Source organism: Sporolactobacillus shoreae, from assembly GCF_004684935.1.
In the GTDB taxonomy this organism is placed as follows: domain Bacteria; phylum Bacillota; class Bacilli; order Bacillales; family Sporolactobacillaceae; genus Sporolactobacillus; species Sporolactobacillus shoreae.
This window is the reverse complement of the sequence record NZ_SRJD01000005.1, coordinates 48780-62776: the sequence shown is the minus strand read 5'-3', so window position 1 is coordinate 62776 and position 13997 is coordinate 48780. Positions and strand designations below refer to the sequence as shown.

19 protein-coding genes are annotated in these 13997 nt (G+C 42.2%); 12 read left to right on the top strand and 7 right to left on the bottom strand.

Annotated elements, in window-relative coordinates:
• Positions 1-2: 2 nt before the first annotated feature.
• The 9 genes from E4665_RS06075 to E4665_RS18090 all read left to right on the top strand — a co-directional run bounded on the left by E4665_RS06075 (position 3) and on the right by E4665_RS18090 (position 5883).
• A complete protein-coding gene (locus E4665_RS06075; RefSeq protein ID WP_135347914.1) occupies positions 3-638 on the top strand; it encodes an NAD(P)-dependent oxidoreductase in 636 nt (211 codons plus the stop codon).
• A 56-nt stretch (positions 639-694) separates the two neighbouring features.
• Entirely contained in the window at positions 695-1219 is a 525-nt protein-coding gene (locus tag E4665_RS06070; protein WP_135347913.1) for a DUF2867 domain-containing protein, read from the top strand.
• Between the two features lie 106 nt (positions 1220-1325).
• Positions 1326-1649: a DMT family transporter gene (locus E4665_RS06065; protein WP_135347912.1), complete on the top strand. Its 324-nt coding sequence runs from the start codon at positions 1326-1328 to the stop codon at positions 1647-1649.
• 106 nt (positions 1650-1755) lie between these two features.
• Positions 1756-1992, top strand: coding sequence for a hypothetical protein (locus E4665_RS06060; protein WP_135347911.1), 237 nt, complete (start codon positions 1756-1758; stop codon positions 1990-1992).
• Between the two features lie 93 nt (positions 1993-2085).
• Entirely contained in the window at positions 2086-2784 is a 699-nt protein-coding gene (locus E4665_RS06055) for a response regulator transcription factor (protein WP_135347910.1), read from the top strand.
• Positions 2785-3720: a sensor histidine kinase gene (locus tag E4665_RS06050; RefSeq protein WP_135347909.1), complete on the top strand. Its 936-nt coding sequence runs from the start codon at positions 2785-2787 to the stop codon at positions 3718-3720.
• Between the two features lie 96 nt (positions 3721-3816).
• The gene (locus E4665_RS06045) at positions 3817-4740 is read left to right on the top strand and encodes an ABC transporter ATP-binding protein (protein ID WP_135347908.1); all 924 of its coding nucleotides are present in this window, start codon (positions 3817-3819) and stop codon (positions 4738-4740) included.
• A 65-nt stretch (positions 4741-4805) separates the two neighbouring features.
• The gene (locus tag E4665_RS06040) at positions 4806-5504 is read left to right on the top strand and encodes an ABC transporter permease (RefSeq protein WP_167815128.1); all 699 of its coding nucleotides are present in this window, start codon (positions 4806-4808) and stop codon (positions 5502-5504) included.
• A 202-nt stretch (positions 5505-5706) separates the two neighbouring features.
• Complete coding sequence (locus tag E4665_RS18090; RefSeq protein ID WP_167815127.1) at positions 5707-5883, top strand: hypothetical protein; 177 nt, start codon at positions 5707-5709, stop codon at positions 5881-5883.
• Positions 5884-6073: 190 nt separating this feature from the next.
• On the opposite strand, the gene E4665_RS06035 is transcribed toward E4665_RS18090, so the two are convergent.
• Positions 6074-7096 (bottom strand): zinc-binding alcohol dehydrogenase family protein, encoded by a 1023-nt coding sequence (locus tag E4665_RS06035; RefSeq protein ID WP_135347906.1) that lies wholly within the window; start codon positions 7094-7096, stop codon positions 6074-6076.
• Between the two features lie 128 nt (positions 7097-7224).
• Between E4665_RS06035 and E4665_RS06030 the strand changes: the two genes are divergently transcribed.
• Positions 7225-7617 carry a winged helix-turn-helix transcriptional regulator gene (locus E4665_RS06030; RefSeq protein WP_135347905.1) on the top strand — a complete coding sequence of 131 codons (393 nt, stop codon included), beginning with the start codon at positions 7225-7227 and terminating at the stop codon, positions 7615-7617.
• A 71-nt stretch (positions 7618-7688) separates the two neighbouring features.
• On the opposite strand, the gene E4665_RS06025 is transcribed toward E4665_RS06030, so the two are convergent.
• Positions 7689-8156, bottom strand: coding sequence for a hypothetical protein (locus E4665_RS06025; RefSeq protein WP_135347904.1), 468 nt, complete (start codon positions 8154-8156; stop codon positions 7689-7691).
• Positions 8137-8754 carry a TetR/AcrR family transcriptional regulator gene (locus tag E4665_RS06020; protein WP_206663555.1) on the bottom strand — a complete coding sequence of 206 codons (618 nt, stop codon included), beginning with the start codon at positions 8752-8754 and terminating at the stop codon, positions 8137-8139. Before E4665_RS06020 ends, E4665_RS06025 begins: the two co-directional genes overlap by 20 nt.
• A 215-nt stretch (positions 8755-8969) precedes the next feature.
• Between E4665_RS06020 and E4665_RS06015 the strand changes: the two genes are divergently transcribed.
• Positions 8970-9542, top strand: a complete 573-nt coding sequence (locus E4665_RS06015; RefSeq protein WP_135347902.1) for an LOG family protein — start codon at positions 8970-8972, stop codon at positions 9540-9542.
• A 40-nt stretch (positions 9543-9582) separates the two neighbouring features.
• Here the strand turns inward: E4665_RS06015 and E4665_RS06010 are convergent, their stop codons facing one another.
• A complete protein-coding gene (locus E4665_RS06010; protein WP_135347901.1) occupies positions 9583-10473 on the bottom strand; it encodes a DMT family transporter in 891 nt (296 codons plus the stop codon).
• 334 nt (positions 10474-10807) lie between these two features.
• Between E4665_RS06010 and E4665_RS06005 the strand changes: the two genes are divergently transcribed.
• Positions 10808-11908: a TIGR04053 family radical SAM/SPASM domain-containing protein gene (locus E4665_RS06005; protein WP_135347900.1), complete on the top strand. Its 1101-nt coding sequence runs from the start codon at positions 10808-10810 to the stop codon at positions 11906-11908.
• Positions 11909-12048: 140 nt separating this feature from the next.
• Here the strand turns inward: E4665_RS06005 and hemH are convergent, their stop codons facing one another.
• The 3 genes from hemH to E4665_RS05990 all read right to left on the bottom strand — a co-directional run bounded on the left by hemH (position 12049) and on the right by E4665_RS05990 (position 13958).
• Positions 12049-13053 (bottom strand): ferrochelatase, encoded by a 1005-nt coding sequence (gene hemH, locus E4665_RS06000; protein ID WP_135347899.1) that lies wholly within the window; start codon positions 13051-13053, stop codon positions 12049-12051.
• A gap of 157 nt (positions 13054-13210) precedes the next feature.
• Positions 13211-13573 carry a fluoride efflux transporter FluC gene (locus tag E4665_RS05995; RefSeq protein WP_135347898.1) on the bottom strand — a complete coding sequence of 121 codons (363 nt, stop codon included), beginning with the start codon at positions 13571-13573 and terminating at the stop codon, positions 13211-13213.
• The gene (locus E4665_RS05990) at positions 13563-13958 is read right to left on the bottom strand and encodes a fluoride efflux transporter FluC (RefSeq protein ID WP_174845457.1); all 396 of its coding nucleotides are present in this window, start codon (positions 13956-13958) and stop codon (positions 13563-13565) included. The genes E4665_RS05995 and E4665_RS05990 overlap by 11 nt, the downstream gene beginning before the upstream one ends.
• Between the last annotated feature and the right edge of the window lie 39 nt (positions 13959-13997).

Genomic DNA, 13997 nt, shown 5'->3' with positions numbered 1-13997 from the left:
ACATGGAACAAAATAAACAAATTGCGGTGATCGGCGGGAATGGCAGGGCAGGACGATTTGTCGCGCGGAAGGTTCTGGAAAAGGGATACTCAGTTCGAATGCTTGCCAGGAATCCGCAGAGAACAACCTTGTCAAGCGAGCGAGTCGAAGTGATAAAAGGTGACGCACAGGATATAGCATCGATTCGAACCTTGCTCGAAGGTTGCGATGCTGTGATTAATACGCTGGGGCAACCCAATAAGGCAACTCCCATCTACAGCAAAGTAACAGGCCACATCCTGACCACAATGAAAGCTCTGGGGATTCAGCGGTACATCACAGTTACGGGAGGCTCATTAAATGAGCCGGGTGACCGGAAATCGCTGCTCAATCAAATTGGTGCGCAAATTTTTCGCTGGCTGTACAGGGATATGATCAAAGATAAAGAAAAAGAGCTCCGTATTTTGTTGGATAGCGAGGCTGATTGGACACTGGTACGGCTGCCCTTCATAGTAGAGAAGCCGGCCGTGGAGAAAATTAAAGTCAATCTGCACGACATGCCGGGAATGAAAATGACAAACGAAGATATTGCGAATTTTCTGGTTGGCCAGGTTTCTGATCAACGATATATCCGCAGATGCCCTTTTATATCGAATTAAGGATTGGCAGTGTACGGTGCTGAAATTAAAATAAAATTGAAGGAGAGAACAAAATAATGGATGAGTGTGCTGTGGAAAAAGTACCTGTTCCTGAAAAATCTTTGGCCAATCAAGCTTTTCCTCAGATCAATTATTCGGATTCGTATAGAGTGATCCTGCCTGGCAAATCGATACAAGATGTAGAGTCTGTCACGCGAATATTTTTAACGAGCGTGCCTTCCTGGGTTTCACGCTTAATGAAAGTACGCGATCGGCTGGTCAGTCTGGTTGGGTTAAAAACATCCGATACGGCGGAAAGACAGAATCTGACCTTGGAAAAGGGAAGCAGAATAGGCATTTTCCGTGTCATGGCTCGTACATCCCATGAGGTATTATTGGGGGAAGACGACCGTCATCTGGATTTTCGTGTGTCTCTTTTGCTGGATGAAGTGAATGAACGAAAGTATGTCACGATTTCGACTGTCGTTTTTTTTCATAACGGGTTAGGCAGACTGTACTTTTTCGTTATCGAACGATTTCATAAAACAATCGTATCGGCAATGCTGAAAAATATGATGCGTCGTATTAATTTTGAAAACTGAAAGCGGTCGGAAGTGGCAGGATATGAAAACAAACGTTGATTTTGATCTTACGGCGCCTTTACGTATACAAGCAAAGCTTCTGAAAAAATAGTGCGAGGCGATTGATTTGAGCTGGTTTTATTTATCTTTGGCCATTTTGTTTGAAGTCTGTGGTACCCTGTTGATGAAGGTGTCAAATGGATTATCACATATTTCATATACAGTGATCATGTTTGTTTGTTACGTTATCAGTCTTACCATGCTGTCATTCGCTCTAAAAAGTATAGAAATCGGTACAGCCTACGCGATCTGGTCAGGAGTGGGTATTGTTTTAATTGTGACCATTGGCATTTTGTTTTTTAAAGAACCACTATCATTGCAGAAGATGATCTTCATCAGTTTGATTGTGATTGGTGCAATTGGCTTAAATTTGTTTGGTGAAGCACATTGAATGAGTAAAGAACGTTTACTGGACAGTTAGTCATTTACCGCAAAGCGGACGGATCATGCGCCATTAAAAATTTATTCCTTACTATTGAAAGGAAGGGAACCAAACGATGCTGCTATTGACGCTACTTATTGTAATCCTGATGCTATTGAACTATCTGCAGTCAAGAGAAATTCATAAACTCAAGGTATTAATCACATTTGATGAGAAGGTATTACTACAGGAAGCAGAGACACTGTTGAAAACTAACGATAAAGTGTCGGTTATAAAAAAGTTGCGTGAAAAAAATTATCCACTTGACTTGCTTCAAGCGAAAAAGATAGTTGATAAGGCAGACTTAAAATAAATGAAAAAATATTGTGGGAGAACACCTCTTAAGATATTGTAACTTTAAGAGGTGTTTTTTTTACAAAGTGAAAGCGGGAGGTGCTTTAATTTCTTGCGAAAAACTATTTTACTTGTTGAAGATGATCGCTCGATTAGTGATATGGTAAAAAGATATTTAAGTAATGAGGGCTTTAACGTTAAATGTGCCTTTGATGGCGAGGCAGCAGCGAGTATCTTTAAACGAACGCATTATGATTTGGTCTTGTTGGACATAATGCTGCCGAAGTTAAATGGCATGGACTTTCTTCAAATTGTGAGGACAAAAAGTTACATTCCAGTCATTATTATGTCAGCAAAAGATAGTGAAGTCGACAAAGCACTAGGGCTCGGTTTTGGCGCGGATGACTACATTGCCAAACCATTTTCAATGATTGAGCTTGCAGCAAGAGTGAAAGCTGCCATAAGAAGAGCGACACAGTACATGGTTAGTCAGACTGAATTAAATCAATCAAACATTACAGTCCATGAGCTTGTGCTAGATGTGGATAATCATCGTTTAACGAAGAAGGGTGTTGAGATTAACTTAACATCAAAGGAATGGAAGATTCTCCTTTTGTTTTTTATCAATCAGAAAAAGGTATTTACAAAAGAACAAATTTATCGTTCAGTCTGGGGCGATGATTACTATGGTGACGAAAATATAATTAACGTTCACATGAGCCGCCTAAGAGAAAAAATTGAAGATACCCCATCTAAACCAGTCTATATCAAAACATTATGGGGCATCGGGTACAAACTGGGAGAGTTTTAAATGATCGCATTATTAAGTTGTATTGTTATCATCCTTCTCATCTGTACCATTTATCAATTTCAACAAAAGAAGATAAGAAACAAGAACCTCATCTACATAACAAATAAGCTTGAGCAGATCACAATGTCGCGGTCAAAGGAACGGCTCCTACTCGTATCAGATGATAAGCAGCTGGTTGGGTTACTTGTTCAATTAAATCAACTATTAGATGAAAATCAAGAAAATTCACGTCAATTTATAAGAATGGAAACCTCGATGAAGCGTATGCTGGCCAATGTCTCTCATGATCTTAAAACACCACTGACAGTGATCGCAGGCTATACGGAAATGCTTCAGAGCCAACCTCAGATTGATGATAAAGAGCGCGCGCGTCTGCTGCAACAAGTACATGATAAAACATTAGAACTCATTACGTTAATGAATGCTTTTTTTGATTTAGCAAAGCTCGAGTCCGGAGATAAAGATATTCCACTTGATAAAGTTAATCTAACTGAGATATGTAAAAAAAATATTCTATTGTTTTATGATTTGATCCAAGCAAAAGGACTGGAAGCTGTTATCGAAATACCTGAGAAACCTCTTTTTGCACTTGGGAATGAGGAAGCGTTAAACCGTGTATTAAATAACCTGATTTCAAATGGCCTTCGCTATGGCGCGGATGGCAAGATGATCAGTTTAAAGGTATTTTATGATGAAGAACGCGTCTATGTGGAAATATCAGATCGTGGAAAAGGGATTAATGAAACTGAGCAGGAAAGTGTGTTTGAACGCATGTTCACACTTGAAGAGTCAAGAAACAAAGCATTTCAGGGCAGTGGTCTGGGCTTAACGATCACTAAAAGACTGATTGAAGAGATGCAAGGAGATATTTCGGTACAATCCAAGCCATTTGAAAAAACATCATTTACATTTTCATTGAAATATCTCAAAAGGTAGCTATCGTCATCTTAAGATTTTCGTAAGAATCAAGACAGAAAAAAGCAACGGTCTCTCGTTACACTGAAAACAGTTAGCAAAACGAGGAGGTTCACAATGAGTTATGTTGTACAGACAAGCAATCTGACAAAAACATTTCAAGGGCAGGATGTTGTATCTAATGTAACGATGAACATTAGACAAGGTGAAATATACGGATTTCTCGGGCCAAATGGCGCGGGTAAGTCAACGATCATGAAGATGCTGACAAATATGATTAAGCCTTCGCATGGAGAGATTACAATCTTCGGGAAACCACTGAAACATGATTCATTCAATTTTTTAAAGAGAATAGGCAGTATGATTGAATATCCCATTTTTTATGAAAAAATGACGGCATTAGAAAATTTAGAACTGCATTGTGCGTACATGGGATACCATAACAAACAGGCTATTCGCGACGCTTTGGATAAGGTTAGCCTCGAAAACGTAGAAAATAAGCTTCCTAAAAATTTTTCATTAGGAATGAGACAACGGCTTTGTGTCGCAAGAGCAATCATTACAAAACCGGAATTTTTAATTTTAGATGAGCCGATTAACGGACTGGATCCCGCCGGAATTAAGGCCATGAGGAAATTATTCAAAATGCTAAATAAAGAGTATGGAATGACCATTTTGATTTCTAGCCATATTATTGGTGAAATTGAACAGATCGCAGACACGATTGGCGTCATTAAGAATGGCAAACTTATTGAAGAAGAGTCTATGGATACGATAAAGGCGAGAAATACAGAGTATATAGAATTAGTGACAAGTCATCAGAAAAAGGCAGCAATGGTTCTGCATGATAAACTCGGTATTCATAACTTTAAGGTGGTCGATGATCAAATCATTCGTGTCTATGCCACAGATGTGCCTCAATCGACAATTTCAAAGACATTAATACTGGAAGATATTAGTATTGAGTCAATTGATAGAAAACGGACAACACTGGAAGAGTATTTCATAAAAAAAGTTGAGCTCGATCAGCCAGGAATCTAATTTCCAGATAAAGAAAAGAAGTCCGGTACAGCAACCCATTCGGAATTATCAAGGAGGAGATTTCATTGTTCCATTTGATAAAGCTTGAGCAGCAAAAAAATAAATTAGGATGGTTTGTTAAGGGGGCCATTCTTGCAACCATCTTCATTCTGGTTTTTTCATGTCTGCTTCCAATAATGGAAAGGAACGACGGACAGCAAGGAATAAATAATACCGCAGATTATTTAATGTTCATCGGGGCTTTTGTCAGAGGGGTCTTTATTGTTTTTGCCGCTGTGCTTATTGCGAAAATAATCATTGAAGAGTTTAAGAATCGGACGATCCTTGTCATGTTCTCCTACCCAATTAATCGAAAAAAGATTTTGAGTGCCAAGTTGATTCTTATCTTTTGTATGACGTTCATTGCGATGACAATCTCAAATATTATAGTGATCATCGGTTTTTTCGGACTGAATCAAATCGTCCATTTGACTTCTGTGATGAATTTGACGCCAGCAGATTTTCTTGCAGCAATAGTAAAGTTAATACTATTTAACTTGGCAACGGCAGGGGCGGCACTTGTGCCCTTATACTTTGGAATGATCAAATATTCCACACCGGCAACGATTGTATCCTCACTTTTGATTGTAATGGTGACGAGTTCATCTGTGGGACCGAATTTCTCACTCGCCAGCATCATTTATATTCCGCTTGGCTTAGCATTGATTGCGTTTGGTATTGTTGCGTCAGCAATTCGAAAGATCGATCGTATTGATGTAAATTAAGTGATAGTTGTTTAGTGGTTTAATTGCTTATTGGAATAATATAACTCTAAAATTGTCGAAAAGTATTTAAAACAAGCTCTTTCATTAACAGTATATTAACATTTTTAGTAACGTTTTGATCAAACCTTAAACGGTATTTTTATAACGATGAAATTGATACAGAAAATCGACAAGATGGATGTAAAAGAAAGCAGGTTAAAAAATGGAAATAGGTCCTATATTAGGAATGATATTAGGTGTATTATTGTTAATTGTAGGTATTGTTTCACTGCTTATCGGTAAATTTAAAAGCACTGAAAATAAATGGGCATGGTGGGTGATCCTGTTTGGCTGCTCTGCTATTATGACAGCTATCGTGAACTCGTTCGCTCTGCTTTAAATTGCTGATTTGTATAACCGGAAAATTGACTGCATTGATTTAAATTAAGTGATGGTTGATCCTTTTGTTCACTGACAACGAATAACCATATTTTCATCGTATCTATGTAAATAAAAAGCTTGATCGGAGAGAGGAGAACCTCTGCTTTGGTCAAGCTTTTTATATCCGTGTATATATGAGATTTTATACTTTACTCGATAACGACCAATTTCCCGATCATTTTATTCGATTCAACGATTTGATGCGCTTCACGAAGCGTTTCCGCATTAATACCTTGCAGCTGCTTATTGATTGTGGTCTTAATGATCCCCTGATCAACCAGTTTGGCTACATCATCAAGTAACCGATGCTGTTCGATACGGTCCTCTGTCTGATAAAGCGCCCGCGTAAACATAAATTCCCATGCAAACGAAACACTTTTACTCTTTAATAGACCCAGATCATGCGGCTCTTCCGTTTCAACGATTGATGCAATATGTCCCTGAGGCGCAATAGCCTGAGCCATATTGTCCCAATGTTTGTCGGTTGAATGCAGACATAAAATATAGTCGACGGCTGAGATTCCTTCCTTTTCAAGCTGCGGAGGAAAAGCTTCATGATGATTAATGACGATGTGAGTGCCATGCTGCTTTGCCCATGCTTCAGTCTCGGGCCTGGATGCTGTGCCAATGACCGTTAATCCAAAATAGTTTGCGAGCTGAGTGGCAATTGAGCCCACACCACCGGCCGCATTGATGATCAGAATGGACTTTCCTTTGTTATCTTCCTTTGATTTGGAAACACCGAGGCGGTCAAACAGGGCTTCCCACGCTGTAATCGTTGTCAGAGGCAGCGCAGCCGCTTCCGCGAAGCTAAGTGAAGCGGGCTTTTTTGCGACAATGCTTTCTTCTACAAGATGGTACTCGCTATAGCATCCCTGACGGTTAATCGATCCGGCATAATAGACTTCATCACCCGGCTGAAAAAGAGTGACAGCCTCACCGACTTCTTCAACAACGCCTGCAACATCCCAGCCCAATATTTTGGGTGTCTGTTCTGTCTTATCCTTTGGGGCTCTGACTTTTACATCAACCGGATTAACAGAGATCGCTTTTACTTTAACTAGAAGATCATGCCCCTCAGCTTTCGGCTTAGGCAGAGTCACGTCAATCAGACTTTCAGGGTCACTGATGGGGAGGTAGTGATACAATCCAACGGCTTTCATTTCGGTCATGATGTTTTCTCCTTTTGATTTCGTTTTTTTTCTACAGTATTAATATAAGATATAAGTCTATTAAATATAAGTACGCACAATGATGTGGTATAGTATCACTATGTATACTGATCAAAAGGAGGCATACCATGCGAAATCGAAAAGAAGGCTATGGCAGGTGTACGGACAGCCTCGAATATGCTTGTCCGGTTGAAGTGACATTGGATATCATCGGAGGTAAGTGGAAGGGGGTGATTCTTTTTCATTTGCTTCATGAAACACGGCGGTTCAATGAATTTAGACGACTAATTCCCGGAATCACGCAACGCATGCTGACGCTGCAGCTCCGGGAACTGGAGAATGACGGAATCGTTCATCGGGAAGTCTATCCGGTCGTTCCGCCGAAAGTAGAATATTCTTTAACAGAATTTGGATTAACATTGTCGCCGATCATTATAAATATGAGAGCGTGGGGGAAAAAGTATTCTGCGCAGGTCAGGCAGCAGAAACAAGAGCAGGAGCGGCAACTTAATATTGAATGAGAAACGAACATGGGCAGGCACTTAAGATAAGTTCCCGCTCATGTTTCAAAAATACTGAACATTGATTTTATTTACGAATAGGTATAATGTCCTTTTACCGATGGCAGAAGGGTAACCGCCTGAATGGCCAGTGCAAGAAACATATAGATGACATGAACAATGCCAATCCCCTGCAGGATATAGATTTCCACCGTAAGCCAGACAATCAGGATAAATCCGATATAAAGCGAGTGGCTCCAGGCCCAATGCGTCTCCTTATATAAATTAAAGACATCCGCCGCAGAAAATGGCTTTTCAATGATCAAAAAAATGGCGACAAGCAGGGGATAAACGCCCAGTACGAGAAATAAGATGGTTCCCGGGATTAAAAAAGAGTGAAACGAACTGTATTTCAGGAGTGAAAGCGGCATGCTGAGAAGCGATCCGTCCGGAGCAAGAATTAATAATCCACCGCCGATGAATGCTCCGATACCAAGTAAGAAGTGCAAAACGATCAGGACATAACAGGATATGTTTTTTTTACTGCTTGCTGCTTGCATCTTTCTTCGCCTCCAATGGATTAAAAAAATAATCTGCGCTTTGCATCATCAGATCCGCAAGCTTTTTCCTCTCTTCGCTTGTGCGGCAATGCGCGTACTGCATAGACAGCATCACTTGTTCATTATTGAAAAGGGTTGCGACCAGCAATTTATCAATCTCTTTAATTTTTCCCTTACGCTTCATCTCTGCCAGAATAGATACATAATAAGAAACGTTATTGTTAATCAGTTCTTCAAGAAAAATTTTTCCCGCAGCATCGTTGTAGAAATGCTCTGAAAAAATGACACGGGCCATCTGTGTCCATTTCTCGTTAATCCGTGTACCATAAGCGATAATTAAGGATTTAATTACTTCTCCGGCGGTCATCGTCTCCATCTTTTTTTCAATTTCAGCCAGAGGAGGCCGCGAAAAAGCTAGTGTGTTCACAAAGGTTTGGCAAATATCATCCATGATCGCCTTTTTCCCCTGATAGTGGTTATAAATTGAGCTTCCTTTAATACCGACTTTCTGTGCAATATCACGCATGGACACACCGTTATACCCTTTTTCCGAAAAAAGAGCGAGAGCGCAATCGAAAATGTCTTGCTTTGTACTCATTATCATCCTCCTTTTCTTGCTTCCAGATTTAATTATAAACTAACGTTAGTTAGTTATCAATGGACCTCACTCGGCATTTTCTACTGTAATACTTAAACTCTATTTTTCAGCGATCAAAGAAAAGAGAAGGGTAGTTTGTCTTTAAAAATTATGATACTATATATGGCGTTTATTAAATGTTTAATTACTATATATTGAATAATAGAGGTGCAATAATGAAAAGAGTGGCTGTTTTCTGTGGTTCAAGCAGTGGTGACAAGGCTATCTATCTGGATAAGGCAAGACAACTGGGCTATTGGCTGGCTGATCGTGAAATTGAGTTAGTCTATGGTGGGGCTACAGTAGGACTAATGGGCGCATGCGCGGATGCGGTTCTTGAAAGGGGAGGAAAGGTGATCGGGGTCATTCCCGAACTGCTGCAACAGCGGGAGATTGCGCATTCTCACTTATCGGAGCTCTATGTCGTGTCATCGATGCATGAGAGAAAGGCGAAAATGATGGAACTGGCGGACGGATTTATCGCTTTGCCAGGCGGTACTGGTACGATGGAAGAGATTTTCGAAGCCATCACCTGGGGACAAATCGGGCTGCATCGGAAGCCGTGTGCTTTTTATAATATTGGAGGCTACTACGATTTACTAACCGTATTTCTCGATCAAATGGTCCATTCACAGTTTCTGAGCAGTGAAAACAGAAACAAAATCATCATTGCCGATTTCATTGAATCGATCGAACGGCAGTTTGAAAGCTATATTCCTCCAAAAGTTAAAACCTATGAATCAAGGTAAAAAAGAAAGCAGTGCCTCATCGGGCGCTGCTTTCTTTGCATTAACCTGTAACACTTTTATTCTTGCTTGTTGCGGGCTCGTGTTTGATCAGCGTATAGGAGATTGCGATAAAAATCAGCAGAATGCCCAGAATCTGGAGGTAAGAGGGCACAAATCCCGTGATAAAAATATCAAGCAGGATGGCGACGAGCGGGTCCAGATAGGTCAGTGCGGAAATGACAGGTGTTGGAAGCGAGCGAATGCTTCCATAAAACAGCAGATAAACGATGCCTGTGTGAACGACACCGGTAAATATGCTGTAGAACCAGTTCGCCGCGGTCAGATGCATGTATAAAGAGTAGTGAACAAAAGGAATCAGCATGAGGACGCCGATAAAAGTCTGAAGAATTGTCACCAGGTAGGGGCTGGCCTTTTTAATATATTTTCCGGTGATGATCACGAGCGCATAGAGGCAAGCGGCGGCCAATGCGAGAAGCGGTCCGGTCGCCGACTTCCCCGAGGTCAGATCGCCCAGGCTGACACCAGAGATCAGCACAGTGCCGACAAAAGCAAGAACAACGGCCAGAATGCCAAGGATTCTAATCCGGTCCCTGAAAAAGATCCAGCCGATCACCAAAACAAGTATCGGAGCCAGATTATAGATGGAAATGGCGATCGTGATTGCCGTTTTTTCGAAGGCGGCAAAGAAAAAGATCCAGTTCAGGACAAGGAAAACACCGCCAATGATGATCGTCGCCATTTCTTTTTTTTGCCAGGATTCGTGCTTATATTGGCCACTGATCAACCAGTAGGCACTAAGAAATACAGTTGCGCTGATGCAGCGGACAAAGACAAGTTCCAATGACGGCAGGCCTGTCAGCCGCGAGAAGAAACCGATCGACCCGAAGATTGTCATAGCGACGCTCAGTTTAATAAAAGCGGATTTTTTCACAGATGATGTACCTCCTCTCTCTTCAATGCTTCTAATTACAGAATACTCCTCCGTGCAAGCCCTTCTCAAATTGCAGCTATCCTGCAAAAACGCTACCGTGTTTTGATAGGATTCAGAGTTGGGTAATGAGTCCGTAGCCCTCTCTTTTCAACAATCCGGTGTCAATTGTCTGAAAGCAATTGACATGATTTACAAGATATATAGAATGAAAGAGAAGTTTGCCACTATAAATATGTAAGCTGCAGAAAGCTTTTTTAATTGACCCGTAGAAATCTTTTACGAGCAGTAGAAAATGTACTTAAATTGATAAGATTCAGAAAAAGAGGCGTTATTTATGGCGAAGATTCGTGATTATGATCAGAATCCGTTTATTGTGATCTGGGAAGCGACACGCATGTGCCCGCTTCATTGTATGCATTGCCGGGCAGCAGCACAATTACATCCCTATCCGGGGGAACTTACGACCGATCAGGGAAAACAGCTGATCGATCAGGTTTACTCAATGGATAATCCATTGTTTGTCTTCTCGGGCGGGGATCCTTTAATGCGTGATGATATTTATGAATTGATCGAGTATGCGAACAATAAGGGGATGCGCGTCTCAATTACGCCTTCGGCAACACCCCGTCTGACACGCAAAAATATACTTCGGGCTAAAGAAGCAGGTATCGCGCGCTGGGCGCTTTCACTGGACGGGCCTGATGCTGAAACCCACGACTATTTTCGGGGATTTTCAGGCACTTTTGATCGGACAATGAAAACAATAGACATTTTAAATGAAGAAAAAATTCCTTTCCAGGTGAACACAACAGTTACTCAGTACAATGTAGACAAATTACCTGAGATCGCCGAATTAATGGCTCAACACGGTGCCGTCGTCTGGACGCTCTTCTTCCTGGTACCGACAGGACGCGGCGAATTATTGCAGCCGATCAGCCCTGAGAGGCATGATGAAGTGATGCACTGGGCTTTTGAGTTACAGGAACACGCCCCTTTTATTATTACGACGACTGAAGGCCAGTTTTATCGACGTGTCATGTATCAGGAAAATGAGAAAAGACGCGCTCAGGGTCTTCCGGTGATCGGGCATTTTGCGGATGATCTGGCTAAGGCTCCCCGCGGGACGAATGACGGAAACGGATTTATTTTTGTCGGACATACCGGCGAGGTCGAACCTTCAGGATTTCTTCCGTTAACATGCGGCAATGTTAAGGAAACACCTCTGCCTGAAATCTATCGAAAAAGCCCGATACTTCGGACATTGCGTGATCCGGACAGCTTAAAAGGTAAATGTGGTGTCTGTGAATTCCGTTATATGTGCAGTGGCTCGCGGGCACGTGCCTATGCGGTTACCGGCGATTACCAGGCATCTGATCCCTATTGCACCTATATTCCGCAGAGACTTCGGGAGAAAAAAGCCGTAAATTCCCGATAAGATAATTAGTGTAAATCAAAGTGACTGAACTACCTCAAAAGAATATGCAGCGCGTTATTTTAAAAAAGGAACAGCACACGAAAAAAGCATGTGCTGTTCCTTTTTTGTGCTCTTTCATTTCTGAAAACAATGCGTTCGTGTTACTTCTGAAGAACACCCTCATCTTTTTTCGCGGACTTCTCTGTCCCAAGATATCTGCGTACCAGATCCTCAAGGCAGTCCATAAACTGCGGGCTGTCATTAACAGCAGGAAGATAGTGAAAGCTGATTCCGCCGGCCTGATGAAACACGGCGGCATTTTCATTTTTCAGTTCCTCCAGCGTTTCAAGGCAGTCCGAAGTAAATGAAGGAGCAGCTACAAAGACATTTTTCTTTCCCCTGGCCGGCAATTCTTCAAGAATATCGCTTGTTGAGGGTTCAAGCCATTGTTCATTGCCGAATTTTGATTGGAAGCTTTCAATAATGTCCAGATCAGGGAACTTGTCCCTCAGTGCGTCGGTGGTTTTCCGACAGCGTTCCGGATAGTCATCCCCGGTCTCGGCGTAACGGACAGGTATTCCATGATAGGAAAGAATCAGGGTATCCGGCTGTCCGTAATCCGAAATTGCAGTTTGGACACGGCCCGTCAGAGCCTCAATAAGGCGGGGATGGTCCGGGTAGTCGCGGATCAGCTCCAATTCGGGAAGATTCCGCCATTTTGATACGGCCCGGACAACTCCGTCCCAGGCAGAGGCCGTTGTTGTTGATGAATACTGAGGAAACAGCGGCAGGACAATCAGCTTTTTCATACCCCACTGGTGCAGTTCTTCAAGCACGGATGGCAGAGAGGGATTTCCGTAATTCATGGCTAGTTCGACCCTGACGTCATCATTAGCCAATCGTTTCCCAAGAGATTCTTTTTGCTTCAGACTGTAAACGAGTAACGGCGAACCATTGTCTGTCCAGATTGATTGATAGAGAGCGGCTGATTTTTTCGGACGGACGCGTAAAATAATACCATGAAGAATCGGAAGCCACTTCCATCGCGGAAGATCAATAACTCTGGGATCGCTGAGAAATTCCCCTAAATATCGGCGGACAGATGCCGGATCTGGAGCATCGGGCGTGCCAAGGTTAACAAGCAGAACAGCTGTTTTTTCAGCCATTTCATCAATCCCTTTCCTGCTTTAGCAGATTCATAATGTTTATTATAAGGCTGGCGGAATGTTTCAGAAAGTAACCCTTTGTTCTATGTAACGACTAAATCTGTTCATCTATTAGTGTTTCATTCACAGGCAGTTCGACTGGTTGATTGACGATTCCTTACAGGATGCTTCCCAGTGCCAGACCCGCTGAAGCGGCCAGGATGCCGAAAAGGTAAGAACCGCCCGCGTAGCTGATCAGGGTCCTATACTTTTTCCGTCGGAGCAGTTCGACGTTTTCCACATTGAAGGTTGAGAAAGTGGTATATGCGCCAAGAAATCCTGTACCCAGTAGGAGAGAAAAGTGAGCCCCGATGCTTAGTCCTGTTAAAAGTCCAAGCAGCAGAGATCCCGACATATTGATCAGGAATGTAGCCAGCGGAAAAGGAGAGGACCACTTTTGCATGATCCATTGGGTTGTCAGCACCCTGGCAAGTACACCAAACCCGGCGCCCACGCCAACGAGCAGATAATTAATGATCATGGCGGAGGACCTCCTTGAATCGGATCAGAAGCATTTTGCTCAGGCGGTAGCCAAGCACGCACGCTAACAATCCGCCGATCAGACTGGCTATCATGTAGCTGGTAGCGATAAGAAAATCGGTTCGGCTTAAAAGGGATGATTCAAGGGCAAAGGTTGAAAAGGTTGTAAAAGAACCGACAAACCCAGTCCCGATTGCTGTCACCATTTTAGAAGACAGACGGGGCAGCCAGATGAGAAATCGGACCACAAAGGCCAGCAAAAAACAGCCGAGAAGATTAATGAAGAGCGTGGCCAGCGGAAAGGGCGTTGTGGGAAGCGTCAATTCTATAGAATACCGTGCGAGGGCACCCAGGATGCCGAAAAAGATCAGTAGTACATAATACAAATTTCTTCCTCCTCTTGTAAATAAAAACGCCTGCCTTAA

Bases quoted from the DNA above. Each gene is read 5' to 3' on its own strand.
- E4665_RS06015 (WP_135347902.1), top strand. From the start codon at position 8,970: ATGAAAAGAGTGGCTGTTTTCTGTGGTTCAAGCAGTGGTGACAAGGCT.
- E4665_RS06030 (WP_135347905.1), top strand. From the start codon at position 7,225: ATGCGAAATCGAAAAGAAGGCTATGGCAGGTGTACGGACAGCCTCGAA.
- E4665_RS06060 (WP_135347911.1), top strand. From the start codon at position 1,756: ATGCTGCTATTGACGCTACTTATTGTAATCCTGATGCTATTGAACTAT.
- E4665_RS06070 (WP_135347913.1), top strand. From the start codon at position 695: ATGGATGAGTGTGCTGTGGAAAAAGTACCTGTTCCTGAAAAATCTTTG.
- hemH (WP_135347899.1), bottom strand. From the start codon at position 13,053: ATGGCTGAAAAAACAGCTGTTCTGCTTGTTAACCTTGGCACGCCCGAT.
- E4665_RS06005 (WP_135347900.1), top strand. From the start codon at position 10,808: ATGGCGAAGATTCGTGATTATGATCAGAATCCGTTTATTGTGATCTGG.
- E4665_RS06020 (WP_206663555.1), bottom strand. From the start codon at position 8,754: ATGAGTACAAAGCAAGACATTTTCGATTGCGCTCTCGCTCTTTTTTCG.
- E4665_RS06075 (WP_135347914.1), top strand. From the start codon at position 3: ATGGAACAAAATAAACAAATTGCGGTGATCGGCGGGAATGGCAGGGCA.
- E4665_RS06045 (WP_135347908.1), top strand. From the start codon at position 3,817: ATGAGTTATGTTGTACAGACAAGCAATCTGACAAAAACATTTCAAGGG.
- E4665_RS18090 (WP_167815127.1), top strand. From the start codon at position 5,707: ATGGAAATAGGTCCTATATTAGGAATGATATTAGGTGTATTATTGTTA.
- E4665_RS06050 (WP_135347909.1), top strand. From the start codon at position 2,785: ATGATCGCATTATTAAGTTGTATTGTTATCATCCTTCTCATCTGTACC.
- E4665_RS05995 (WP_135347898.1), bottom strand. From the start codon at position 13,573: ATGATCATTAATTATCTGCTCGTTGGCGTGGGCGCCGGGTTTGGTGTA.
- E4665_RS06025 (WP_135347904.1), bottom strand. From the start codon at position 8,156: ATGCAAGCAGCAAGCAGTAAAAAAAACATATCCTGTTATGTCCTGATC.
- E4665_RS06035 (WP_135347906.1), bottom strand. From the start codon at position 7,096: ATGACCGAAATGAAAGCCGTTGGATTGTATCACTACCTCCCCATCAGT.